The 22,822-nt window shown below is 59.4% G+C and carries 18 protein-coding genes and 3 pseudogenes; 7 read left to right on the top strand and 14 right to left on the bottom strand.

Going from position 1 to position 22,822, the window contains the following annotated elements:
• Positions 1–18 precede the first annotated feature (18 nt).
• From HV670_RS24895 to HV670_RS24885, 3 genes are read right to left on the bottom strand one after another with little or no spacing between them, the layout of a single operon-like run.
• The gene (locus HV670_RS24895; protein WP_175107666.1) at positions 19–1,530 is read right to left on the bottom strand and encodes a glycerol-3-phosphate dehydrogenase; all 1,512 of its coding nucleotides are present in this window, start codon (positions 1,528–1,530) and stop codon (positions 19–21) included.
• The gene (locus tag HV670_RS24890) at positions 1,527–3,152 is read right to left on the bottom strand and encodes an FGGY-family carbohydrate kinase (protein ID WP_175107665.1); all 1,626 of its coding nucleotides are present in this window, start codon (positions 3,150–3,152) and stop codon (positions 1,527–1,529) included. The genes HV670_RS24895 and HV670_RS24890 overlap by 4 nt, the downstream gene beginning before the upstream one ends.
• Positions 3,152–4,129, bottom strand: coding sequence for a sugar-binding transcriptional regulator (locus HV670_RS24885; protein WP_175107664.1), 978 nt, complete (start codon positions 4,127–4,129; stop codon positions 3,152–3,154). Before HV670_RS24885 ends, HV670_RS24890 begins: the two co-directional genes overlap by 1 nt.
• 332 nt (positions 4,130–4,461) lie before the next feature.
• Between HV670_RS24885 and HV670_RS24880 the strand changes: the two genes are divergently transcribed.
• Positions 4,462–4,659: a type II toxin-antitoxin system VapB family antitoxin gene (locus HV670_RS24880; protein ID WP_046565138.1), complete on the top strand. Its 198-nt coding sequence runs from the start codon at positions 4,462–4,464 to the stop codon at positions 4,657–4,659.
• A complete protein-coding gene (locus tag HV670_RS24875; RefSeq protein ID WP_175107663.1) occupies positions 4,656–5,027 on the top strand; it encodes a type II toxin-antitoxin system VapC family toxin in 372 nt (123 codons plus the stop codon). Before HV670_RS24880 ends, HV670_RS24875 begins: the two co-directional genes overlap by 4 nt.
• A gap of 221 nt (positions 5,028–5,248) precedes the next feature.
• Here the strand turns inward: HV670_RS24875 and cls are convergent, their stop codons facing one another.
• From cls to HV670_RS31280, 4 genes and pseudogenes are all read right to left on the bottom strand, one after another.
• A complete protein-coding gene (gene cls, locus HV670_RS24870) occupies positions 5,249–6,520 on the bottom strand; it encodes a cardiolipin synthase (protein ID WP_175107662.1) in 1,272 nt (423 codons plus the stop codon).
• A 702-nt stretch (positions 6,521–7,222) separates the two neighbouring features.
• Entirely contained in the window at positions 7,223–8,323 is a 1,101-nt protein-coding gene (locus tag HV670_RS24865; RefSeq protein ID WP_175107661.1) for an NAD(P)-dependent alcohol dehydrogenase, read from the bottom strand.
• Positions 8,324–8,646: 323 nt separating this feature from the next.
• Complete coding sequence (locus HV670_RS24860; RefSeq protein WP_175107660.1) at positions 8,647–8,925, bottom strand: hypothetical protein; 279 nt, start codon at positions 8,923–8,925, stop codon at positions 8,647–8,649.
• A 130-nt stretch (positions 8,926–9,055) separates the two neighbouring features.
• Positions 9,056–9,355: pseudogene (locus HV670_RS31280) on the bottom strand (chloride channel protein); the annotation flags it as partial.
• A 258-nt stretch (positions 9,356–9,613) separates the two neighbouring features.
• Here HV670_RS31280 and HV670_RS24850 point away from each other — a divergent pair.
• The 3 genes from HV670_RS24850 to HV670_RS24840 are packed head-to-tail and all read left to right on the top strand — an operon-like array spanning position 9,614 to position 11,924.
• Positions 9,614–10,297: an arginase family protein gene (locus tag HV670_RS24850; protein WP_246257912.1), complete on the top strand. Its 684-nt coding sequence runs from the start codon at positions 9,614–9,616 to the stop codon at positions 10,295–10,297.
• A 41-nt stretch (positions 10,298–10,338) separates the two neighbouring features.
• Positions 10,339–10,716 (top strand): oxalurate catabolism protein HpxZ, encoded by a 378-nt coding sequence (hpxZ, locus tag HV670_RS24845; RefSeq protein ID WP_175107675.1) that lies wholly within the window; start codon positions 10,339–10,341, stop codon positions 10,714–10,716.
• Entirely contained in the window at positions 10,713–11,924 is a 1,212-nt protein-coding gene (locus HV670_RS24840; protein ID WP_175107659.1) for an amidase, read from the top strand. The genes hpxZ and HV670_RS24840 overlap by 4 nt, the downstream gene beginning before the upstream one ends.
• 60 nt (positions 11,925–11,984) lie before the next feature.
• Here the strand turns inward: HV670_RS24840 and HV670_RS24835 are convergent, their stop codons facing one another.
• From HV670_RS24835 to HV670_RS24815, 5 genes are all read right to left on the bottom strand, one after another.
• Positions 11,985–12,848 (bottom strand): amino acid ABC transporter ATP-binding protein, encoded by an 864-nt coding sequence (locus HV670_RS24835; protein ID WP_281362460.1) that lies wholly within the window; start codon positions 12,846–12,848, stop codon positions 11,985–11,987.
• Entirely contained in the window at positions 12,845–13,501 is a 657-nt protein-coding gene (locus tag HV670_RS24830) for an amino acid ABC transporter permease (protein ID WP_246257911.1), read from the bottom strand. Before HV670_RS24830 ends, HV670_RS24835 begins: the two co-directional genes overlap by 4 nt.
• A 14-nt stretch (positions 13,502–13,515) precedes the next feature.
• Entirely contained in the window at positions 13,516–14,178 is a 663-nt protein-coding gene (locus tag HV670_RS24825) for an amino acid ABC transporter permease (protein ID WP_175107658.1), read from the bottom strand.
• A gap of 26 nt (positions 14,179–14,204) precedes the next feature.
• Positions 14,205–15,062 carry a transporter substrate-binding domain-containing protein gene (locus HV670_RS24820; protein WP_175107657.1) on the bottom strand — a complete coding sequence of 286 codons (858 nt, stop codon included), beginning with the start codon at positions 15,060–15,062 and terminating at the stop codon, positions 14,205–14,207.
• A 126-nt stretch (positions 15,063–15,188) separates the two neighbouring features.
• On the bottom strand, positions 15,189–15,842 hold the full coding sequence (locus HV670_RS24815) for a DUF1989 domain-containing protein (protein WP_175107656.1): 654 nt from the start codon (positions 15,840–15,842) through the stop codon (positions 15,189–15,191).
• Between the two features lie 408 nt (positions 15,843–16,250).
• Here HV670_RS24815 and HV670_RS24810 point away from each other — a divergent pair, with 408 nt between their 5' ends.
• Positions 16,251–17,402 carry a porin gene (locus tag HV670_RS24810; RefSeq protein WP_175107655.1) on the top strand — a complete coding sequence of 384 codons (1,152 nt, stop codon included), beginning with the start codon at positions 16,251–16,253 and terminating at the stop codon, positions 17,400–17,402.
• A 556-nt stretch (positions 17,403–17,958) separates the two neighbouring features.
• Positions 17,959–18,211 (top strand): annotated as a pseudogene (locus HV670_RS32335) (IS30 family transposase); the annotation flags it as partial.
• Here the strand turns inward: HV670_RS32335 and HV670_RS24800 are convergent.
• Both HV670_RS24800 and HV670_RS24795 read right to left on the bottom strand, forming a co-directional pair.
• Positions 18,142–18,327: pseudogene (locus HV670_RS24800) on the bottom strand (integrase); the annotation flags it as partial. The pseudogenes HV670_RS32335 and HV670_RS24800 sit on opposite strands and share 70 nt — an antisense overlap.
• Positions 18,328–18,459: 132 nt before the next feature.
• Complete coding sequence (locus HV670_RS24795) at positions 18,460–21,927, bottom strand: ATP-binding protein (RefSeq protein WP_175107654.1); 3,468 nt, start codon at positions 21,925–21,927, stop codon at positions 18,460–18,462.
• Positions 21,928–22,822: the final 895 nt, after the last annotated feature.

Below are 22,822 nucleotides of genomic sequence, written 5' to 3'. Positions count from 1 at the left end.
GATCGATCGCAGCTCGGCTCAGGCGGATTTTCTGTCGAGGCCGTTGAACCAGCCATCGAACGCAGCCGTTTGCTCTGCGTTTATGTGCAGACCGTGCTTGGTACGTCGCGTCAGAATGTCCTGTGCCGTTTCGGCCCACTCATGCTCCATGAGGTAGCGCACCTCGGCTTCGTACAAATTCGGTCCGAACTGTCGACCGAGATCGGCAAGCGAGTTCGCGGAGTTGATCACTTGCGCAGTGCGTGCGCCGTAAGTCCGCGCGTAATGGCGCATCAGATCGCGCGGCAGCCAAAGATATTCGCGTTGCAAACGCGCGATGAATTGCGGCACGTCGGCCTCGTCGATCTCACCGCCGGGCAGCGTCGCGCTAGCCGTCCAGTCTTGTCCCATGTCGGGAAAGGTCGGCCGCAGATTCTGCATCGCGTGCTCGGACAGCTTGCGAAAGGTGGTGATCTTGCCGCCGAAGACGTTGAGCAGGGGCGCGCCACCGTTGGTGTCGAGGTCGAACACGTAGTCGCGCGTCACCGCCGATGGGTTGCCTTTTCCATCGTCGTAAAGCGGACGCACACCCGAGAAGGTCTGCACCACGTCCTCGCGCCGCAGCGGTTGCTTGAAGTAACGGTTGACCGCGGCCAGTAGGTAATCGATTTCTGCTTCGTCGATCGCCACGCTTTCTGGTGCACCCTCCCAAGGAACGTCGGTGGTACCGATGAGCGCCTTGTCCCCTTCGTAGGGATTGATGAAGATCACCCGCTTGTCGTGGTTCTGCACCAGGTAGGAATGAGGGCCGTCCCAGAACTTGGGGGTTACGATGTGGCTGCCCTTGACCAGCCGCACCTTGCGGGTCGAACGAGCTCCTGCCACGCGTTCGATGATGTCGGCTACCCAGGGTCCTGCGGCATTGACCAGAGCCCGGGCGAAGACAACTTGATCTGTACCGTTGCGCGTGTTGCGCAACTCGATGCGCCACCCACCGGCTTCGCGCCGCGCCGACACGCAGGCAGTGCGCGTAAGAACCTGTGCACCGCGTTGCGCCGCGTCCATCGCGTTGAGCACCACGAGGCGCGCGTCATCGACCCAGCAGTCCGAATATTCAAAACCCCTGGGGTACTGATCCTTGATCGGTGCGCCTTCTGGACTGCACCGCAGATCGAGGTTGCGCGTTCCCGGCAGCTTCTTGCGCCCGCCGAGATGATCATAAAAAAACAGGCCTAGCCGCACGAGCCACGCCGGGCGGTCGTCCGGACTGTGGGGAAGCACGAAACGCATGGGCCAGATGATGTGCGGAGCGGCATTGAGCAGCACTTCGCGCTCGATCAGCGCCTCACGCACGAGTCTAAATTCGTAATACTCAAGATAACGCAACCCTCCGTGCACGAGCTTGCCCGAGCGCGACGAGGTCCCCTGTGCGAGATCGTCCTTCTCGCACAAGATCACCGACAGCCCTCGTCCCGCAGCGTCGCGTGCAATACCCGCGCCGTTAATGCCACCGCCAATGACGAACAGGTCGACCCTCTCGCTGTTACTCACTGCACCGCCCTCCGTTCGACTCTGGTGATTGACGGAAGGACTTCGGGATAACGGCCGGCGTTCGTCTGCCGTGCCATTTCCTCCCACACGGGTGCCAGCGCGCGTCGCGCCTGCTGGTATCCGGGAAATGCCTGTGCGTAGATCTGCATCAACTCGGGATCGGGTGTCTCGACCTGTCCCAAGAGCGGAGTGACCCACTCGGCGATGCACGCCTGCATGTCGGGATAAGCGCCAAGCGCGACCGCAGCCATCATCGCCGCTCCGGCAGCGCCCGCCTCTTCGCGCATCGAAATTCGTACCGGCGCGCCGACTACCGCACCGAGCACCCCCCGCGATGCGCGCGACCGGGTCGCACCGCCGGTTAGACGCAACTCTGCCGGCATCGCGCCGCCCATTGCCGCGTAGCAGTCGCGCATCGCCATCCCAAGCCCCTCGATCACGGCACGCAATAAATCCGGGTAACGGCTTTCGCTGGTCAGTCCTATGAAACTGGCGCGCGCGTTGGTGTCGACGAACGGTCCGCGCTCGCCTGCATCTGAGATATAGGGGTGGTAAAGATGCGCGCACGGCCGGCCAAGCTGCAACCATTCGTCGATGCGTTTGACACGATCACTTGGCGACAGCTTCGTGCCGAATTCCGAGAGCAGGTCGCACGCCAGATTCAAGACCCAGTCGATGTTCAGCGTCGCAGCCATGTTCGACTGAACCTGCGCCGACATTCCTGGAATGGGCAAGGCTATGACGTACCCCGTGCCCTCGCCATTCAGATGCACGTCGGCGTTCTGCACTGCACGCATATGCATCCCAGTCGACCCGACGATCGAGCACGCGGCGCCGACTGCACCGGCTGTGTGGATGCCAGCGCCCAAAGCTGTCACCACAATGTCGACAAACCCCAGGCACACCGGCGTTCCCGCCAGAAGGCCGGTCGCCGCCGCAGCCTCGGGCGACAGCGAATGGGTGACCTTGGTTCCGTCGACGATCTCGGGCAACAATCCACGGCGCGCCGTCAGCCCGAGCGCCTCGATCGCCACGTCGTCATAGCGCCGGGTGCGAAAATTGCCATAGGTGAAGCTCGCCTCCGACGGATCCGTCGCGCGCACTCCGGTGAGCTTGAGATACAGCCAGTCCTTGCAATGCAACGCGACTTCGGCGCGATCGAGCAGCTCTGGCGTCGTAGCCGCCATATGCGCGATCTGTGCTCCCTGATTGCACGCTGCAAGCCCGGTACCGGTGGCTTCGAATCGGGCGCGGTTTGCCGGGCTGCCCTGCAGACGCAGCACAGTGTCCGCAGCGCGCGCGTCGAGCCATAGCCAGGCGTCGCTCACGGGTCGGTTTTTCGCGCCGACTAGCCAGGTACCGTCGCCCTGCCCCGTTACGGCAACCGCCGCGGTACGCTTCGCCAGGTCCTCGACCTTCGCGCCAAGATCACGTAGCGTCTGCGCGCAATCTATCCAGGTTTGGTCCAGCGATTGAAAGGCCGCGCCGTCGGCCTTCGTGGTGTAGTGGTTGGGTACGGAGGCAACTGCGATCTGTCGCCCTGCCAAATCGAAGGCCACGGCCTTGATGACCGAGGTACCGGCGTCGATACCGACCAGAACGTCACGTCCCGGATTGGCCATCACTTCGCCTCCGCATTGACGATTTTGTCATTCAGCACCAGCGCGGTGGCTTCGTCCGTGATCAGTCCGCTGAGAAGACCGCTATTCAGAACAGCACGGATCGCGTCGACTTTTTCGATGCCGCCGGCTATGGCGACGATCCGCCGCCCATTCAGGTCAACGAGATCGGGGGACATCGTGCGCGCAGCCAGCGAAGTTTCGACGGAATTTCCAGCGTGATCGAAAAAGTGACCCAGCACTTCGCCCAGGCCCCCCATTTCGCGCACCTCGAGAATTTCCGCCGGCTCGATCATCTGCGACGCAACGAGTTGAGCATCGGGTTGTGCAGTGCCGATGCCGACGATCATGAGATCCGCATGCGCTGCGAGATCGAACACCTCACGAACGCCACGCTGCGACAGCAATACCTCCCGGTCTTCGGCCGTATTGGCGAAAAACGGCAGTGGCAGCACATAAGACATCGCGCCGGTTTTTTCGGCCAGACGGTGGATCACGTCATACGGGTTCGCCGTGTAGTTGCGTGTGACCCCGCCCAATAGGGACACGAAACGCACGTTGCCGGCATCCATACGCGGCATTTCGCTCACGACGGCCGCCAATGTGCGGCCATGCCCGAAACCGATCACTCCACCTTGACCAGCCGTGATCTCGCGTTGCAGAAAGTGCGCTCCGGCAAAGCCAAGGGCACGCAGGGGCAGGCCAACCTCGTGCAGTTCCGGAACCACTTCGCAATAGGAAAGCTTGTAGCGGTGGGAAATTTCCGCTTCCAGCACGACACATTCAGCCACATCACCATCGATCGACACCTTCACAGCACCACTCTGGTTGGCGCGCGTGATGAGCCGATGCGCCTTGACGTTGCTCACCCCAAGCCGCGAGGCGACATCCGCCTGCGTCATACCCGCGGCGTAGTGCAACCATGCGGCCCTGATCGCGAGACTGTCTTCGGCATCACGCCTGGTGCCGGCTTTCGTCATGTCTTCTCCACGTCCAAAAACGAATCTGATATTTTTTTCTACATGTGTATTTTTTTTCAGTTAGGCCAATATAGCAACCAAATCCTTGGTTGCCATTCCCCACTAACCCTAGTCCGCCACTGTCGCGCGCTTGAGTCCGGAAGGAGCCAGGACGCCCCAGGTAATTTTCTGAGCACGCACTATCTGGTCTGTGTTCGCGGGCGGTTTTCGCGGTTCTTGGGGTAACTGCATCGGAATGTTGCGGCAAAACACGCTCACTACGAGACGACGTGATGCGCCTTTACATCATCAAACGATGCTATAGTTGGTGCCTCATACTTACGGAGGCTCCCATGCGTACAACTATTGCGCTTGATGACGACTTGATCGCCAAGGCTCAAGCCTATACGGGCGTGGAGGAAAAAACGGCACTCGTGCGTGAAGCGCTAAAGGCCTTGATCCAGCGTGAAGCCGCGAAACGACTCGCGAATCTTGGCGGTAGCCAACCGGGCATCAAGGGGGCGCCGCGTCGCCGGCAGGACGTCGAATGATTCTTGTCGACACGTCGGTCTGGATTGACCACATCAACGTTTCTGATCCTATGTTGATGACCCTGCTTGCCGAGGAGCGTGTGCTGGCGCATCCATATGTGATAGGCGAGATTTCGCTCGGTAGTCTGCGTGACCGTGACGTCGTGCTTGGCGCGTTGCTCGATCTGCCGCGCGCGCCAGTTGCAACACCGGAGGAGACGTTGTATCTGATCGAGCGCGAAGGTTTGTTCAATCGTGGAATCGGATATGTCGATACGTCACTGTTGGCGTCCGCGCGCCTACAACCCGGCATCACCATCTGGACGCGCGACAAGCGATTGAAGAAAGTTGCCGACGAACTTAATCTCGGCGCGATGCTCGCGCACTAGATAACGGAAAAGCGGCTTCGTCCGCGCGACAAGGAAAACGCAGCAATGACAGTCACACTGCATTGTGCTTCCTGTGGGCGTCTCGATGGGCCTTGTCCCGACGGGGGGAACCCGTCGTTGCCGGTGACGGAAGACGGTACTGTTCATGGGATTTAAGCCCCTGCCTTTGAAAAACAGGCGGGCGGAGCCCGATTTGTTCGGCCGTACTCGCGACCAAAACGTCAAAGTTGCGCATCGAGCAGCGCGACGGCGCGCTCCAGCAGCTTTACGAGGAGCGGACGGCGGCGCCAGTCGTCAAGCGTGATGCGTTTCGCATAGGCGACGTCGCCGTCGAAAATCGCCGTCTGCTGGCGCGCGAAATCGCGATCGTAGATATTGAGATTGGCCTCATCGTTGAGCTTGAACGAGCGGCTGTCGAAGTTAGTCGAGCCGACCGATACCAGATACTCGTCTACGACAATCACCTTGCAGTGGAACATCGTCGGCTGATACTCGTACATCTCAACGCCCGCCGCGAGCAGGTCGCCCCAGCAGGCGCGCGACGCCTCGCGCACCGTGTGGGTGTCGATGCGCTTGCCGGGCGTGATGATGTGCACCTTCACCCCGCGCTTCGCCGCCTCGACGATCGCGTTGATCGTCAGCTTGTCCGGCACGAAGTACGCGCTCGACAAGTGGATAGAATGCGTCGCGGCGGTGATCGCCATGAGGTACATCAGTTGCATGTCGTCGCTTCCGCCCGAGGGCGAGCTGCTGAACATATGCGCGAGCCCGTCACCCGCTGCGTCGATCTCCGGAAAGTACTGCGGGCCGTGCAACACATTTCCCGTTGCCTTGACCCAGTTATCCATGAAGACCGCTTGCATCTGTCCGACCGCAGGGCCTTCGACGCGAAAGTGCGTGTCGCGCCAGTGCTTCTCGTCCTGTACGTGCCCAGTCCATTCGTCGGCGATACCGACGCCGCCCGTGAAGCCGATGCATCCGTCGATCACGAGCAGCTTGCGGTGCGTGCGGTCGTTCATACGGCCGAGACCCGTCCAGTGCGGCTTGTGATACTGGACGACTTCCGCACCCGCCTCGCGCAGCATCCGCAGATAGCGCTTGTCCATCTTCGACGAGCCGACCCAGTCGAGCAGCACATGCACCGCGATACCCGCACGCGCCTTGTCCGACAGCGCACGCGCAATTTCGTCGCCGATCGCGCCGGACCAGTAAATGAAGGTTTCGAAGGTGATCGTGCGCCGCGCCGAGCGTATGCCCTCCAGCATCGACGGAAAGATCCCGTCGCCGTTGACGAGCACCTCGAAGCGGTTGCCCCCGACGACGGGCGGCCCCAGAAGGAGTCCCATCGAGCGGGTGAACTGCGGATCGTCGCTTGCGTACAGCCGTTCGATCTTGTGCTCGACCTTCTTCTCGCCGCTCGTCAGGTTCGCGATCACCAGCACGACGATGAGCGTCACCGCGACCGTCGAGACAATTAGGGCAATCGTCATCATGCGCGGGCCTCGCGTAGCGAACACTCTCCGACACCGCTAGTGTACGGGCGTTTCCTGCGGCTGATGGAGCGACGAACCGATTCGGTTATTCGACTTGCACGTCCGTCGCCTCCGAAGGCCCCTTGGTAAAATCGATTCGAGTTCAACAAGGAATTTCGGTAAGCCGCCCGGGCTAGATGACTTCGGAAACTTATCCGGCTGGTCCCGCTCCAGCATCGGGAGAAGTTTTGCTAATGTCAGCCAGCATAGCGTGAGATAAAGCGTAATGAGGGCCGATGCGCCTGTGAAGATCAACAAGTACGCCCATGCTTCCCAATAATGAAGGGTGCCCGCGGGGACGAACAGTAAAAGGCCCATCACCACGGTGAGGATGGCAAGTGCGAGCCATGCCCTTGCGTTAAGATTCTTCATAGCACAATTTTCCCGTACCCGACTACGACACCGCCGTTAATCCAGGGCGAGCCATTGACGGCTCATTGAGCGCAGGGGGGCAAAGCGAAAAGCAAACCGACGCAGGAATACGAGCGAGCGGGACGGCGCGCTCGGGTCCCAATCGCTAGCTGATTCGCCTAAAACCATTGCCGCACGCGCTGCCCGTCGATTGAGGCAACCGTCCTTACCTGAACAGACTTCAAAATATGCAGCGTGCCTTCCGACCGGAGCAGGCAGCCTGACCGGGAAGACACGCCCCAGGCTCGGTCTTCAGTGCGGCTTGATTGCCACCTTGAGCACGCCGTCGCGCTGGTTGGCAAAGAGATCATAGGCAGCGGCGATGTCGTCGAGTTTGTAGTGATGGGTGACCAGCGCTCCCAAGTCAACGCGGCCAGACTCCACCACGTTCAACAAGCGGCGCATGCGCTCCTTTCCGCCCGGGCATAGCGCGGTATTGATCTTGTGATCGCCCAGACCAGCGGCGAATGCCGACAACGGGATGGTCAGGTCGGACGAGTACACGCCCAAGCTGGAAAGTGTGCCGCCCGGCTTCAGAATGCGCATGCACGATTCGAACGTTGCCTGCGTGCCCAACGCCTCGATTGATGAATCAACGCCACGACCGCCGGTCAGCTTCATGATTTCATCGACCACATCACACTTCTTGAAGTTAAGCGTGACATCGGCCCCCATCGTTCTGGCTACGGCCAGTCGCTGGTCATTGCCATCCACCGCAATGATGGTGGTGGCGCCCAGCATCCGCGCGCCTGCTGTGGCGCACAAGCCAATGGGCCCCTGCGCGAATACGGCCACGGTGTCGCCGATCTTGATATTGGCGTTCTCCGCTCCCTTGAAGCCCGTCGACATGATGTCGGGGCACATCAACACTTGCTCGTCGCTCAGGCCGTCCGGAATCGGGGCGAGGTTCGCCTGGGCATCGGGCACCAGCACGTACTCAGCTTGCGTACCATCGATAAGGTTGCCAAAGCGCCAGCCCGCCGTTGCCTTGTAGCCGTGGCAGCCGCACAAGCCCATGGGGATGAGGTAGCTGCCGTCTTGTGAGGGGTTGCCGTCCATCGCGGCGTAGGAGTTGAAGTTGGGGCAGATCGCGCCAGCGATCACGCGCTGGCCCTCCTGATAGCCGACAACTGCGCTCCCCAGTTTTTCGATAGTGCCAACCGGTTCGTGACCGATTGTGAGGCCCTTGGCGACGGGGTATTCGCCCTTGAGGATGTGGACGTCTGTGCCGCAGATGGTGGTGGTAGTGATGCGAATCAACGCGTCGTTGGGGCCGACACCGGGAATCGGCTTGTCGGAGAGTTCGATGCGGCCGGGTTCCACGAACACGGCCGCTTTCATCATGGCGGGCATTGCGCTTTCTCCAATATAAATGATGCACGGGCACAGCCGGCGTGGCGACCTTGCAAGCACGCTTTCGAGACGGTAACGCAATCTTGCCCATGGCGATCTCGCCGTGGCCGAACACGTCTGGTCAAGCGCAATTTTCAGACTACTATTGTGAATCGTGTCTCGGAAGAAGCAGATTACGAAAATTAGATGGAAGCAGTTGATCCTCGGCACGGCCTATTTTGTTGTTAGTCACTAAGGAGTTACTAGGCCGAAACAAAGAAGGCGATCACGACGTTATGCTGCATAGCGGATCGACGGATGATGAAACATGGAGTCAGCCGTCCTCATCGAAGCGTTTTCGGGTCTTTCAGTGGACGCTTGCCGTCGATGATGGCTTTTGCTTCGTCAATGGCAGCATCCAATGCCCAGTCTTCGCGCCGATAGCCCTCTTCCTCAAGGCATTGAACTGGGATTTGCGTGGCGGGCTGAGCATCAGATTCGTTCGGGATAAGCACGAAGCCGTGGAACCCGAATATCTGTAACTGTTCTCCTCCGATGCCATGTTTCGGGAGCGTTTGAACTGAATATTCAAATCCGTTGTGTGTGTTCTCTGCGTGGACCATGTTCGTCTCCAGCGCGATCGTCACTGGATCGTAGCATGAGCGCGTAGGGTGCGAATGCAGCGCTGGGCCGGACGGGTTCGGCGCTATCTGCCGATCGGCTCTTGGCCGGGTGCCGCCTCATGCGAGTATACGCAGTGAAGGCCTGCACGATGGTCGGAATGCCGAGACCGAGGTATTGCGGAACATTGAAGATCGTGGCGAGGATTGCCACGACGGCACCGCCGATCAGGGGCCGGACCGGTGCGTAGGCAATCTTGCGCTTGAGGAGCGCCGACAACGCATGCGTTGAATCAGCAAAGAGCATCCCGACCACACCAAAGGCCATTCCTGCGACGATCGCGGACCCCTTCCCAAACGCCGTGAGGGGCGGCACAAACGGGACCGTGTACACAGTGTGGTGAATGCCCCATCCTCGTTCAAGTAAACGACAGCAAGTCTTTTCAAATGGACGGCAGTCAACTACCACCTCTTGTGCGGGACCAACCCAACCGCGGTCGGGCGACGTCCGAAAATCGCTTCGGACAATCCCGAAGTGTATTTCTGATTTTTGGCATTTTCCCGTTGAAATTGTTTGCCTAGACTCCGTTCCAGATGCACCGCTGGCGCGTCACGACGGACGACGCTGAAGTGGCGAAGAGGGCGCCGGTGCGCCGCACATATCTGAACCAATAACAGGACGAAGGCAATCATGTCTGAAAACAGCTACGAAACCGGCCGGCTCAATTTACCGTTTGTTGGGATCTGCACGTTCGCGAAGTCTCCGCTGTGTCTTGACTGGGACAAGATCGATGCGGACGTCGCGGTGATGGGTGCTCCTTTCGACTGCGGTACGCAGTGGCGGGCGGGCGCAAGGTTCGGTCCGCGTTCGATCCGGGATGCATCGACGCTGTTCTCATTCGGACACGGCGGCGCATACGATTTCGAAGACGACGTCGTCTATCTGCCCAGCGACGAAGTTCGCATTGTTGATATCGGCGATGCGGACATGGTGCACACCAACACGGAGAAGAGTCACGCAAACATCGAGTACGGCGTGCGTAAGATCCTGGCGGCGGGCGCGTTGCCGGTGGTGATGGGAGGCGATCACTCGATCAACATTCCGTGCATCAATGCGTTTGAAGGCCAGGAGCCGTTTCATATCGTCCATATCGACGCCCACCTCGATTTCGTGGACGAGCGCCATGGCGTGCGTTATGGCCACGGTAATCCGCTGCGGCGTGCGGCGGAAAAATGCGATACCTGGCGCGTAGAGATTGGCAGCTTCATCTTGTCCGGGGACGAAAACCAACGGCCCACAGATGCCCCGCGCTCGCCGCGGGTTTTTGAGCAATTGCGTTTGGAAGATGTAGACTTCCCGCCCTGTACTTTTTGAAGGTGTCCAACCTTCCCATCGAAAGCTCAACCAAGGTCACCATGCTCATCAACGATCCGGCCACGTATGCTGCCGTCGAGAAGGCGTTCGACGCATACGAGGTGGCGCTGACCACTAACGACGTTGCCACCCTCGACGCGCTCTTCTGGAACAGCCCCCACACGCTGCGCTATGGCGCAACAGAAAATCTGCAAGGCTACGACGCGATTCGCGAATTTCGCGCAAACCGCCCTGGCAAGAAGCTGATGCGCGCGATCGTCGATCGATCGATCACTACATTCGGGCACGATTTCGCCATCGCGAACATCACGTTCACACGCCCGGGCGAATCCCGCATCGGGCGGCAGTCGCAAACCTGGGTGAAGGTGGCAGAGGGTTGGCGGGTGGTAGCCGCACACGTGAGCTGGATGGACCAATGAAGCGAGACGATCTGTTGCAGCCGGGTATGCACGGCGCATTCTTAAGGGACGGTTTTGGAGCGTTGCCGCAGCCTGTCGCGGCCGGGCACGCAACGTTGGCCGGCTATCGCCTTGCAGTCAAAGACGTGTTCGACGTGGCGCAACTGTGTACGGGCGCAGGCAACCCCGCATGGGCCGAAGAACAACCAAGGGCGACGACGACGGCCGTTGCCGTGCGGCTGCTCCTCGAACACGGAGCGCAGTGGGTTGGCAAGACAGTCACCGATGAGCTGACCTACAGTCTTGCCGGAATCAACGTGCACTACGGCACGCCGCGCAACCCCGCCGATCCCGACCGTTTGCCGGGCGGGTCGTCGTCCGGTTCGGCCGTTGCAGTGGCCGCCGGTTACGCCGACGTCGGACTCGGCACCGACTGCGGCGGCTCGATCCGGCTGCCGGCGAGTTACTGCGGCATTTGGGGCATGCGTCCCACGCACGGCCGAATCGCAGTGAATGGTTGCCTGACGCTCGCCCATAGCTTCGACACGGTGGGGTGGTTCACGCGCGACAGCGCGCTGCTCGCCGACGTCTTGAGCGTGCTGACGCATGAAGCGCCTCAGCAGCCTTTCGCACCGGCGCGGTTGCTCGTGCCGGAAGACGTCTTGCCGCTACTTGATCCGCAGACGGCGAGCGCATTCAAGGCAACCTTTGAAACCCTGCGTGACCGCCTCACGATCGAGTCGTTCTCGGCCGGTTGGGCGCTTGATCGATGGGCTAGCGCATTTCGCGTTCTGCAAGGCGCAGAAATCGCGCAACAACACGGGCTTTGGGCTGCGAGGCATATTGATAGCTTCGGTGCGGACATCGCAGCACGCATGAAGTCGGCGATGCAGATCACGAGCGAAGCGGTGTCGGCCGCGCAGCGCACGCGAGTCGCCGCGAGCCACCAACTCGCGCAAGTTTTCGCGCAGCCGCGCACGTACTTTCTGCTGCCGACAGTGCCTTGCGTCGCGCCGCGCTTCGATGCGCCGGCCGACGAGGTGGACGCGGCGCGCGGACGTTCGCAGCAGATGCTCTGCATCGCTGGCCTCGCGGGCTTGCCTCAAGTCAGCATGCCGTGGACGGCATTCGACGGCGCGCCGCTGGGTCTGTCGATCATCGGCGCGCGCGGCGACGACAGCGGCGTGGCGGCTATCGCTCGCGCCGTGCATGCGGCGATAACAGAATGACCGGTTTGGCTTTTGTGCCATTCCGACATCGAACCGCCAACCCGTCCACGAAGCACTCACTCAAATCAATGCCATAGGCACCCCTTTCGACTGAGCGACTTGCGGGGCGCCCGCCGTCATGCCGCCGGCGGGTGTGCCGATGCTGAGGCTGCGGTCGAACCACGGCTTGAGGAACTGCTGCAGGCGCGTGGTGCGCGTGCTGCCGAACAACTGAGCGGGTGGTCCGGCCTCCACGATGCGGCCCGCCTCCATGAATACGACCTTGTCCGAGATCTTGGCGGCGAAGCTCATTTCGTGTGTGACCATCACCATCGTCATGCCCTCTTGCGCGAGCGAGCGGATCACGGTTAGCACTTCTTCGACGAGCTCGGGGTCGAGTGCCGATGTCGGCTCATCGAGCAGCATGACCTCCGGCTCGATCGCGAGCGCGCGCGCGATGCCCACGCGCTGTTGCTGCCCGCCACTGAGGCGCGTTGGGTAGACGTCTGCCTTGTGCTCAAGAGCTACGCGCGCAAGCGCGGCCAGCGCCTTGCGCCGCGCTTCGCTTTTCGGCACCTTCTTGGCGAGCACGAGTGGCGTAGCCACGTTGTCGACCACGCTCATGTGCGGCCACAGGTTGAACTGCTGAAACACCATTGCGACCGGCCGCCGGATCTCGGCGATAGTGGCCTCGCTGTCTCGATCGCGTAGCGTTCTGCCTGTCGACCGGTAGCCAAGCAACTGCCCCTTGATCCAGATTTCGCCCTCGTCGTAGGCCTCCAGAAAGTTCATGCAGCGCAGTGCAGTGGTCTTGCCGGAGCCCGAAGGGCCGATCAGCGTGACGATTTCACCTTGCATCACGTCGAGATCGATGCCCTTCAGCACCCGGTTGTCGCCGTATGACTTGCCGACGGCACGTAGCTGGAGTATCGGTAAAGCGCTCATGAGGTCTTTCTCAAGAAGGGGATGCGCGCGCTGACTTGCTCGGCAAGCAGCGACACGGCTTGAGTCAGTAGCCAGTACGCGACGATCAACAGGGCGTACGGGCCAATGTACGTATAAGTGGCCGAGACGATACCGCTCGCCGTCATCGTCAGCTCGGGCACCGTGATGACCGATGCAACCGAGCTTTCCTTGATGACGAGAATCACCTGGTTTGCGAGCAGCGGGATGGCAAATGCCGCGGCTTGCGGGCACTCGATCGCACGGAACCTGGCCCAACGGCTGATGCCGAACACCTGGGCCGCTTCAAGCTGGCCGTGCGGCACGCTGTTCCAGGCGGCACGGAAGATTTCCGCGAAGTAGGCGCTCGAGTACAGCGTCAGTGAAACGATGGTCGCCTGTACCGCACTCAGGGTGACACCGAGCGCAGGTAGCCCGAAGTAGATGACGACGAGCTGCGACAGATAGGGCGTGCCGCGAATCAGCCAAATGAAAAAGCCGTACGGCAGCGCTAGCGAACGTGTAAAGCGCAGCCGCAGTGCGTTAATCACGAAGCCGCCAGCTACGCCGAGCAACGCCGCGAGCACGCTGACCTCGAGCGTGACGAGCACGGCAGCGCCATAAGAGGGCAAGATGGTAATCAGATTGTTCATCATTTTGCGCTCTGCGTTTACCCACGTCGTGTCGCGTAGTGTGAATAGAAGTGGCCGGCGATTGACAGCAGCGTCGTGATCCCCAGATAAAAGCATGCGGCGAGGGAATACGCTTCGAGCGGCCGATAGGTCGACGATGAAAGCTGCTGGCCCACCCGCATCAGATCCGTGACGGAAATCACCGACACGACTGCGGAGGCTTTGATGACATCGATCATTTCAGAGATGAGCGCGGGTAACGTTGCTCGCACCACCTGCGGCACCTCGATATACCAAAGCGTTTGCCGACGCGTGAGGTTGAACGTGACAGCCGATTCGATCTGCCCACGAGGAATGGAGCGAAACCCCACACCGAGGATTTGCGACTGGTAGGCGGCCGTATTGAGTGACAAAGCAATTGCCGCAGCAACTGCGCCGGGAAGGTCGAGGCCGAGCGCGGACGGGACGAAGTAGAACACCAACAGCTGCACCAGCACCGGCGTGCCACGAAACAGGCTCACGTGGACGCGAGCGGCCGTGGAAAGCAGCCGGCTTCGGCTCACCGACATCGTATAAATGAAGATGCCAGCAAAAAAGCCGCAGGCGACTGCAAGTGCGGACAACCAGAGAGTCGTCAGCGCACCTTGCAGCAACTGCGGCAGATAGCTCGCTGCGCGCGCGAGGAAATCAGGATCATTCATGGATCGTCAACGAGTTCTAGGCGACACTACATCGTGGGTGCGGGCACCGCGTCGACAGGGACATCCATCGTTGAGCCGAACCATTTTTTCTGTAGCGCTTTCATCGTGCCATCCTTGTTCGCGCGCGCGATGGCGTCGTCGAACCGCTTGACGAGCGAGCCGCTGTCAGCGTCTTTGCGCGCGACCCACGCGAAGTAACTCTTCGGGCCGATCGTCTGGTGCATCACCGAGAAAACGCCGGGACGCGACTGCATGAGCGGTCCAAGGTTCGAGACCGCTTGAGCGACGCCGTCAAGCCGGCCCACGGCCAGATCCGCATAGGCCTCGTCGAACGACACGTATTGCTTGATCTGCTTGAGGCCGGGCTGGCCTGCCGCCTTCAGCTTCTTGTCGAAGTCGATCAGCGCGAGCAACTGGGCCGAGCCCGTCAGCGAGCCGACCACCTTACCGTTCAAATCGGACAGTGACTTGATCGATGTTTCGTTCGTACGCAGCAGTACACCGGGGGTCGCATCGGCAACGGGCACGGTGAATGCGAAGTGGCTTGCACGATCCTTGTTGATCGTTACAGCGGTCACGACCATGTCGAAACGCTTGGCGTCCAGCCCCGGGAGAATGCCTTGGAACGGCAGATCGAGTTGCTTCACCTTGACATCAGGAAGGGACTTCATCACATAGGCCAACAAGTCGGAGTCGTATCCGACGATCTTGCCTTTGTCCACATACTCGAACGGGGAGAAGCGGGCTTCGGTGGCAATCGTGATCTCCTTGTTGGCCTCGATTCGTGCCAGCAGGTCGCCCGTTTGCGACCAGCTCGGCGTGGCGGCCGCGAGTGCAATTGCTCCGGTCAATGACAGGACCAGATTGCGAAGACGAGTGTGCATGATGCTCCTTGCTATGCGAGGCCGAGATGAAAGCATATTGAATTCTGTTCAAGTAACTGGAATAGTGATCTGAGCGCTGCGTGTAAATGGCGTCGTGAGGACGATAGGCCGCGCCGGCGCGGCGTCTCAGGCCGTCAGCCCGCTCTCGCCGAGCGGCGGCAGCACTTCCACGCAAATCGGCGTCGGACGGAACCCCGACGAGTGATTGCTGTCCTGCGGGCAGTTGGACAACATGGCAATCACGGGCATTTCCGCTTGCAGGACCACATAGTCCCCAGCCTTCGAGACAGCCGGCGCGATCTCGACCTCGCCAGCATCAAACGTTACACGCATGAAGAAATTGATGTTTGAGACGATCTCAGATGGAGACAACGACCATTTTGCCAATTCGTTGACGAAATTGGTCCGGCAACTGGTCTTCTTCTCCACACCGTAGCGATGCAGATCCATTTCGATACTGCAGCAGCCAGCTAACGTGTCATGGAAACCGCAAGTGTCTTCGAGGACTGAGAACATCTTGCGCGCCTTGTCCGAAAAGATCGTGCATCCCTTCGTCACATACAACGAGCGGTTCAGCTTCACCGTGTTCGGTACGTTGAGCCGATCCAGTGGCAGCTCCGCGGAATAGCAGAGAAAATCCACGGCTTGTTGCCCTTCGAGATCGACAATCCGCAGCCGTTGCCCCGTTTCGAGACGATGTGACCAGCGCCCACCCGGCGCGATGATTTCACGGCTTAGCGGTTGGCCGTGGTCCAGTGTGTCTTCAATGACAGTCGTCATTCAATGCTCCATATTGTCGATGAACCGGGGGGGCGAATGCTATCAGCAACGACTCGATGGTGCACATCGGATGCGGGTGTTTTCTGCAGCACGCCTGAATTTATGAAGATGCACCACGACGCAAACGGGCGAATCCGGTGCACGTCACGCCACGCTGGTGCAATCGCAACCACCGACTTGGCCTAAGTTGGTGCGACGCCGACGCAGTGTGTGAGTTCGACCTATATGCAACCGCGTGTGTTTCCGATCTACATGCTGGCACGTGCATTGCTATCCATCGCCCCCTGTTGCCCCACCATGGCAATACCAGTCGTGGAGATCACACCTTGCTGTGACTGACGGATAGCACGACGGAATCGTGTTGACCTGTCGACTTCCACGCTTTTTCCAATTCGTTTAGGTAACTTAATGCAAGTCAAAAGCTGGGCATGCTGTGGTTCGATGGTGTTGTTGTGTACCGCAGCGCATGCACAAAACAGCGTTACGCTGTATGGACTGTTCGACGAAGGCATCAACTTTACGAACAACGCGGGTGGCGCATCGGCTGTCCAGATGAGGAGTGGTGACGTAACTGGCAGCCGAATTGGGATCAGGGGGCAGGAAGACCTCGGCGGTGGCTACTCAGCAATCTTCAAGTTGGAGAATGGCTTCAATCCGAACAATGGCGCCTTGGGGCAGGGTGGACTCATGTTTGGCCGGCAAGCTTATGTCGGGCTGTCGTCTGATCGCCTCGGTACGGTCACGTTCGGTCGGCAATACGATCCGACCGTCGACTTGTTCAGTGGCCTGACCGCGGGGGGCACCTGGGGTGGTGATGTCGGGGCGGTCCCGTTTGACAGCGACAACACGGACCTCGATTTCCGCATCAATAATTCGATCAAGTACGTGTCGCCCACTTTCGCAGGATTTTCGGGCGAGGCGATGTACGCGTTCAGTAATACCGCGGGAGGTTTCGCCGCTAACCGCGTTATGAGCGCGGCGGGCCAGTATCAAAACGGCGGGTTGACGGCAGCGGTGGCGTACATGCGTATCGATGAGCCAGGCATGGGTTCATCCGGTGCATTGACGTCCGATTCCATCTTCACGGGCGCGATGGAGGAGAATTTCGACGCCGGCATCGGCTACAAGTTTGACAAAGCGAACGTGGCGTTCGCCTATTCGCATGCAAAAGTAGTTGACCCTACCGGTAACGAATATCTTTCTGGCTCGCTCACGCCCGCAAACGGCGGCACGTGGACGTCGTGGCAGTTCGACAATTTCCAGATCAACGGGCAGTATTTCTTCCGGCCGAGTGTCTGGCTTGGTGCTTCCTATACCTACACGCTCGGCAAGCTGGACTCCACCGCGGGCAACTATAGCCCGAAATGGCACTCGGTGGCGCTGACGCTCGGTTACGACCTCCGCAGGTCGACGACGTTCTATTTGCAGGCCGCCTATCAGCACGTACAAAGCGCGAATACCGGTACCCAGTTCGACGACGCGCAGTTCGAGGCGAGTGCGAGCCCTTCGTCGACGGCGAACCAGGTCGTCACGCGCGCAGCAATCATTCATCGTTTCTAGGAGCCTGTCGGACTTCAACAACCGATGCGCATTACAGGGCGGCCAAACGATTCAGAACGGGAGCGGCAACTTGTCGATTGCCCTATAGCTCGCGAAATATGCTCAACATTTTGCCAGTTTCCTGGCGGGCGCTGAACGTCCGACAGGCTCCTAGTCTTACTCGAAACATGGCGCAGCGAGCACACCAGCGAAGCCCGTCAGCGCTCCATATCGAGCCGCTGACGGACTCGCACTAACACGCACGCCCGGTGCGCTAGAATCACTAGCGTCGCTTTCGAAACCGCCCGACTGAGCAAGCGGATCGCTTCCCGCATCGGGTATATCAGGCTCAAGACGAGGACGACCCGCCTTCAGCTTCTTCGGCACCTGTCCCATACCGAACGTATGCACGTTCTCAGCCCCATCGATGATCAGGTAACCTTCACCCGCCCGGTCAACGGTCGAAGATGACCTTAATCGCGTCAACCGCCATCCGGGAAGTGACCGTACTTCGGCGGCGGATTCAACCCGTGGATGCAACACAATAGAAGCTGCGTGAGCGGCGGGAGTGTTGCAGATGAAGCAGAGACCCCGGATTTATTACAGCGAGAGCCAGAAGGCGCTGATGTGGGAGCGCTGGCGCAAAGGCGATACGCTTCATCAGATCGCCCAGCTGTTTGATAGAAATCACCCCATCAATACAACGGATTCTGGCTGAGACGGGCGGAATACGACCGACCCCACGACGTCGCTCCCGCTTGGCGCCAAGCTTGCTGTCGATGGCGAGATTGAACATCGCCAGATCTCGCATGCGGGACGAAAGCTGCAGGCACACGCGGATCGCCCAAATTTCCTTCAGCTTCAGCGGCGGCTTCTGGCCGGTCAATCTCCCTTTGTTCCACGGTACCCGCGACGGGCCCGTGTCGGTTGATGTCGCGCTCTTCATGTTGGTCGGCGAAAACCGCCCCGTGCAGATCGATCCCAGCTTGCACCGGGCGAGCGGTTGTAGTATGGAGGTAGTCTTACGGCATGAGACGAATTGCCGATTGTTGTCCTGCTTCGCGCGAAGTCTTCCCCGTCACGCGCTCTCGCCAATGGAAGGCAGACTAAACTGGAAAGTCGCACCGGGCCCGGTATTGTTGGATGCCCACAACTGTCCTCCGTGGGCTTCGATGATCGAGCGGCAAATCGACAAGCCCATGCCCATTCCGTTGGACTTCGTCGTGAAGAAAGGCTCGAACAGCCGATCTGCGTTTTCCGGATTGATGCCTGTGCCGGAGTCCTGTACCGCGACGACCACGTACCCAGCGTCATCCCGATGGGACTCGATCAGGAGTTCACGTGGGCCGTCGCCGATGTCGGCCATCGCCTGGATACCGTTCATGACCAGATTGATGAGCACTTGCTGAAGCTGGACCCGATCGCCGAATAGCGCAGGCAAATCAGAGACGAGCTCGAGACGCAACGCAACCCGATGATTCAAGACTTCGCTCTGAACCAGCGCCACGACTTCATTGACCACATCGTTGAGCTCCAGCGGCATCTTCTGCGGGGCATCCCTTTTGGTGAGCGAGCGGACGCGCAGGACAATTTCGCTCGCGCGCCAGCCCTCGGCGATCATAAGCTCCACGCAGGCCCGTACCTCCTCCGGCTGCGGCGTCTTATGGCCAAGCCATCGCAGGCAGGCTTCGCCGTTGGTCACGATCGCGCTGAGCGGCTGGCCTACTTCGTGGGCGATGGATGCACTTAGTTCTCCAAGGGTGGTTACGCGAGTTGCATGCGCGAGTTCCGCCTGCAACGCCAGCAACTGCTCGTCCGCTCGCTTAGCCTCGGTCCGCCGCGCGGCGAGTTCCGCCTCGGCCTCCTTGCGTTCGGTCAGGTCGAGCACGAAGGCGACGCCGTTTTCCTGCGAGCCTTCCAATAAGGCGCCGCCGATCAGAACTGGGACGTGCCGGCCATCCTTGCGGATATATTCCTTCTCAAAGGATTGGCAAGTCCCGGTCCGCATGAGTTCTTCAATCGCCCGCGCATCGGCGGCACGATATTCCGGTGGCGTCATGTCTGTCCATCGAACATGGCCGGACAGCAAATCTTGGCGCGAGTAGCCGACAATCTGAAGAAACGCGTCGTTCGCATCGGTGACGTTACCGGCAACGTCCCAGAACAAGAGCCCGAGGATGTTGGAGTCGCCAAGTCGCCGGATGCGTGCTTCCCGCTCGCGCAGCGCCTGCTCGGCGCGCTTGCGCTCGCTGTTCTCCCGCTGCAAATCGGCATAGAGCAGCGCGTTCTCCAGCGAGATCGCCGCCAGGGAGGCCACCACTTCCAATACCGCGATGCGGCCGGACGTGAAGGCTCCCGGAGTTGAATTGTTCTCGACATAGAGTGCGCCGACGAGTTTGGCTTGCTTGACCAGTGGAAGGCACAGCACGGACCGGGGCCGCTGATGCTGCACGTACGTATCCGCCGAGAACAAAGTCGGCGCTGCGGCGTCGTCCAGGATCACGCTCTCGTGCGTTCGGATCACGTAGCGGAGCACAAACTCGGGAAGCTCGGAGGGTGTCACCGCCGCCTGTCGCAGCGTGAAGTTAACCCTGCCCTCGGCGTTCGTCGCCTCCGCCTCGATCCGCGGCTCGTCGCCCCGGAAAAGGATGAGCAGGCCGCGCTCGGCCCCCGCATGCTCGATCACGATCTTCAGGAGCATCTCGATGAGCTCGCAAAACTCGATCTCGCCCGACACGGCTTGTGAGGCCTTGACCACCACCCCGACGTCCACCTGTGCCGACTCCATCAATTCGCGGTACTTCGCCTCGCTAGCCTTGACTGCAAGAAAATTTCTCGCCTTCGATCTTAATTCTTCTGGCATGAACGGCTTGATGAGATAGTCAATAGCACCCTCACGTAGTAACTCGATTCGGAGTTCTTCATCCGCCTTGGCCGTCACGAGGATGAAGGGAATTGTCTTCAGTTCGCGGTTCGCACGAATCCTTCGAAACATTTCGTCGCCATCCATCTCTGGCATCATAATGTCACTGATGATCAAATCGGGCATTATCGTAAGTGCCTTTTCAAGGCCTTCACGACCGTTCTCTGCGGTCTCAAATTCAACATCTGGACCAAGCGTCTCGCAGATGTATTCCCGCATGTCTGGGTTATCCTCCACCACAAGCACTAGGGACTTCCTTCGTTTCGACTCGTCAAGTACGTCAACCGGCTCACGAGGCTTTGCCCGTTCACCCTTTTCTCTACGGAATGGTCGAAGCGACTCATCGACAAACTGAGGTGCGGTCAATTCGACGTCTGGACGACAGATGACAGGCGTTCCTTCGGGTGCCTTTACCGGAATTTCTATCGTAAAGAGTGCGCCCCCTTCGGAGGATTGCCCAACGGTGACTCGTCCATGTTGAATTTCAACAAAGTCTTTGACGATGCTGAGACCCAAACCTGTTCCCCCGAAGCGCGCACTCCCCGGAATCTGATAAAATTTTTCAAAAATCGAGTCCCGAAACGGCTCGGATACTCCTGGACCGCTATCACCCAAATCGATAACAGCAAGAGGTTCAGAATTTTCGTGAAGCTGGCATCGGATCGCACCTCCTGCCGGCGTGAACTTGAAAGCATTCGACAAAAGGTTGACCAAAATTCGTTCCAATTTTTCGACGTCGATTTGAGCCGGCATTGACAATGGAGTAATGACCGAGAATCGAATGTCTTTTTCCTTGGCCATATTCTCAAAGCTGGAAGCAATATGTTTTATAAGCTTCGCCAGATCCGCTTCATAGTAGGTTACGGTTGCCTTCCCGGCTTCGAGTCGTGCAACATCCAAAAGATTGTTGATTTGCTTGAGTAGTCCGCGTGCGTTCCTCTGAGCCAAACCAAGTCGCTCCATTACTTCTTGGGGAAGCCCCATCGACAAGAGATTTTCAATGGGAGCCAGAATCAAGGTTAATGGGGTGCGCAATTCGTGGCTGACGTTGGCGAACATCTGAGTCTTGAATTGGTTGAGTGCCTTCGTTTTTTCGTAGAGATTACGAATCTCATCGTACGCGCGCTTGAGCTCCTCTTCTGTCTGCTTAATATCTTCGACGTCGGTCCAAGTACCGTACCAGTTAACTATTTTTCCCTTCTCATCATGTAGCGCCTTCCCGCGAATCAACCACCAGCGGTAAGCGCCATCTTTGCGGCGCAACCTACATTCGAGCGAATAGACACCATCGGTTTGCCACGCATGTTTCCAGGCCTCCCACGCCCGCTGCCGGTCGTCGGGGTGAAATGGGATGTTCCATCCGTGGCCGTGGCCTTGTTCCACCGTTAAGCCGGTATATTCCTCCCACTGTTGATTGAAGTAGATATTCAGGCCGTCGGCTCCTGTGATCCAAACGATCTGTGGTACAGCCTCGGCAAGTGTGTCGAATTCGATGACGCTTTTCGTCGCTTTCGCAGACGGGGCGAGGGCCGTTGGAGCATTGTGATTAGCTCGTCTATAGCGGTCATGAAATACAGCGGCAACGCTTGGGCCCGTGGATCGAGGCCGAGCATCGGCGGACAATCGCGGATTCCTCGGGGCAGTCTCTGCCAAGATTTGCCGGGAGCGTTTGCCCCCCCTCCACGCCCGGAATTCCGCCGGGGAAAGGGTGCGATGCATTCTCATGATGGCCACCTCCTTCCAAAGGATAGGTAAGTTGCCGCTTGTCGGGAAATTCGGCCGATTGTAAGCAGGCGTATGGTGAACCCGTCATGAAGAGATGGCTTGAGAGACGCGAGAATCGTGTCCATCCAAAGGGCCCCCGAACGTTGGTCCAGCGCCCGCAAACCGGCGCGCTTACCCGGTCGTCCATCAGTTGCGCCTCGAACGCCGCCTCGTCGACTGCGCATCCCGGAAGGTGCCCCTTCGTCCCGTCGGCGACCGGGCCCGACACCCACACACGAAAATTTCGCCGTTGAATGGAGCGAAGGGTCGGACGAACATTAGACGAAGTCACAACTTCGTGGTCCGAAACGACTTGATGACAAGTCTACTCGGTCCGCGCTCATACATACGGCACCTGACAGCGTACGCACCGCCCGGTTCACCCGAACTCACCATCATCCCCGCTCCCGCCTGCGAACAGTCCAATCCCCATAGCGGTAAAGTTCCGGCCGCATTGGGCCGCTCCGCGGTTTCCTCCCTTCAGTCTTGCCGACACCTTCTCCCGCGCGCTTCGCTGCGTTCTCGACCTCCTGCCGATAAGGGTAAGTGTCGAACCACCCGTTGCCGGTCACAGTCGCTTGTCGAAAGGCGGCCCTTCGCACGTCAGCGGACGCTCGCGAATCGCTTGCGAAGGGCCGCTCATGGCCCAGATTGTGTCAAAACGCTTTTTGGGGCGCTAAAATTTGCCATCCGATCGCGAGGGATGAGCAAGATGAAGCGGTTCGTTCAAGGTGACAATCGTACGCAAAGCTTT

It is taken from the genome of Pararobbsia alpina, assembly GCF_902859895.1.
Lineage (GTDB): Bacteria > Pseudomonadota > Gammaproteobacteria > Burkholderiales > Burkholderiaceae > Pararobbsia > Pararobbsia alpina.
Note: the sequence above shows the minus strand (reverse complement) of the source record. Positions and strands in the feature narration are given on the sequence as shown.

Coding starts and splice junctions, on each gene's coding strand:
- HV670_RS24820 (WP_175107657.1), bottom strand. CDS start 15,062: ATGCACACTCGTCTTCGCAATCTGGTCCTGTCATTGACCGGAGCAATT.
- HV670_RS24860 (WP_175107660.1), bottom strand. CDS start 8,925: ATGGTCCACGCAGAGAACACACACAACGGATTTGAATATTCAGTTCAA.
- HV670_RS24850 (WP_246257912.1), top strand. CDS start 9,614: ATGTCTGAAAACAGCTACGAAACCGGCCGGCTCAATTTACCGTTTGTT.
- HV670_RS24880 (WP_046565138.1), top strand. CDS start 4,462: ATGCGTACAACTATTGCGCTTGATGACGACTTGATCGCCAAGGCTCAA.
- HV670_RS24875 (WP_175107663.1), top strand. CDS start 4,656: ATGATTCTTGTCGACACGTCGGTCTGGATTGACCACATCAACGTTTCT.
- HV670_RS24840 (WP_175107659.1), top strand. CDS start 10,713: ATGAAGCGAGACGATCTGTTGCAGCCGGGTATGCACGGCGCATTCTTA.
- HV670_RS24815 (WP_175107656.1), bottom strand. CDS start 15,842: ATGACGACTGTCATTGAAGACACACTGGACCACGGCCAACCGCTAAGC.
- HV670_RS24825 (WP_175107658.1), bottom strand. CDS start 14,178: ATGAATGATCCTGATTTCCTCGCGCGCGCAGCGAGCTATCTGCCGCAG.
- HV670_RS24890 (WP_175107665.1), bottom strand. CDS start 3,152: ATGGCCAATCCGGGACGTGACGTTCTGGTCGGTATCGACGCCGGTACC.
- HV670_RS24830 (WP_246257911.1), bottom strand. CDS start 13,501: ATGATGAACAATCTGATTACCATCTTGCCCTCTTATGGCGCTGCCGTG.
- HV670_RS24885 (WP_175107664.1), bottom strand. CDS start 4,129: ATGACGAAAGCCGGCACCAGGCGTGATGCCGAAGACAGTCTCGCGATC.
- cls (WP_175107662.1), bottom strand. CDS start 6,520: ATGATGACGATTGCCCTAATTGTCTCGACGGTCGCGGTGACGCTCATC.
- HV670_RS24810 (WP_175107655.1), top strand. CDS start 16,251: ATGCAAGTCAAAAGCTGGGCATGCTGTGGTTCGATGGTGTTGTTGTGT.
- hpxZ (WP_175107675.1), top strand. CDS start 10,339: ATGCTCATCAACGATCCGGCCACGTATGCTGCCGTCGAGAAGGCGTTC.
- HV670_RS24835 (WP_281362460.1), bottom strand. CDS start 12,848: ATGAGCGCTTTACCGATACTCCAGCTACGTGCCGTCGGCAAGTCATAC.
- HV670_RS24865 (WP_175107661.1), bottom strand. CDS start 8,323: ATGCCCGCCATGATGAAAGCGGCCGTGTTCGTGGAACCCGGCCGCATC.